This window comes from Marinilactibacillus piezotolerans (genome assembly GCF_900114235.1).
Classification (GTDB): domain Bacteria; phylum Bacillota; class Bacilli; order Lactobacillales; family Carnobacteriaceae_A; genus Marinilactibacillus; species Marinilactibacillus piezotolerans.
The window spans coordinates 1-1,259 of sequence record NZ_FOSJ01000120.1 but is presented as its reverse complement, the minus strand read 5'-3'; the positions used below and the strand labels follow the sequence as shown (position 1 = coordinate 1,259).

The 1,259-nt window shown below is 39.6% G+C and carries 1 protein-coding gene; it reads left to right on the top strand.

Annotation, left to right across the window (positions count from 1 at the left end; genetic code table 11):
- Positions 1–180: 180 nt before the first annotated feature.
- Positions 181–1,259: IS21 family transposase (istA, locus tag BM212_RS12350; protein ID WP_091898830.1), on the top strand; the 1,079-nt coding region annotated here is incomplete at its 3' end.

The window sequence follows — 1,259 nt, the reverse complement described above, 5'->3', positions numbered from 1 at the left end:
AATGAATATTGCGGACGAATAGAGCCACGTATGTGGAAAAAAGAGCCAACGAATGCATAACATAGAGCCACCTGTTGCGGGCGAAAAAGCCACTCCAATACTATAGCTAAATAAAAGAAACCTTCTGTATAATAATATTGCATGCCTAAGGGCATGACACTATATACAGGAGGTTTTTTAATGATTCAATACCGAAAGATTCTTGAATTATATTTCACTGATGTCTCCCAAAGGACCATTAGTACCAGTGTAGGAAGTTCGAGAAATACAATTTCAGATATCGTTAAACGGGCTGAGAAGCTCGGGTTAGAACGGTTAACTGATAATATGAACAATCACTGGCTTGAAGAATTTCTTTTTCCTGAGAAACAAGCGATTGAGAAAGGGTTCTTTCCACCTGACTGGGAAAAGATTCATAAGGAATTACAAAAGAAAAACGTAACATTAAAATTACTCCATATGGAGTATGACCAGCAGGCACGTGACGGCGGTAAAATTCCTTATGCTTACCGAACTTTTGCAGAAAATTATGGTAAGTATGCAAAGAAATACAAAGCAACAATGCCTATTCGAAGGAAACCAGGTGAAATTTTAGAGATCGATTGGGCTGGGTCAACGCTCTCTATTAATGATCGTTCAAACGGCGGAAATTTAACGGTCTATGTATTTGTGGCGACCTTTCCTTACAGTCAGTATAGTTATGTCGAAGGATTTTTGGATATGAAATCGGCCAACTGGTTAACAGGTCATATTCATGCGTTTGAATATTTTGGAGGGGTTCCTGACTCACTAGTTCCTGATAATTTAAAAACAGGGGTCTCTAAAGCTTTGCGTGGAGAACCAATTCTCAACGAAGCTTACCGTGAACTAGCAGATTACTATCAAACTGTTATCGTTCCCGGAAGAGTTCGGAGTCCAAAAGACAAAGCTAGTGTTGAAGGAACTGTTGGGTTCATTTCCAGACAAATCATAGCTGCTTTACGTCACTATCAATGTTTTGATCTTCGTGACTTGAATCAGCAAATCTTGACTAAACTAAATGAACTCAATCAAGAAGCATTCCAAAAACGGCCGGGTTCAAGAAAAAAAGCGTTTGACGAAGAAGAGAAGTCCTACCTTCACCCCTTACGTCAAACACGCTTTAAGTTGTCGGAATGGAGAAGCGCAAAAGTTCAACCTAATTACCACATTCAAATCGAACGCATGTATTACTCCGTCCCCTACGAGTATATCCAGAGTGACGTTGATATTCGTCTCTC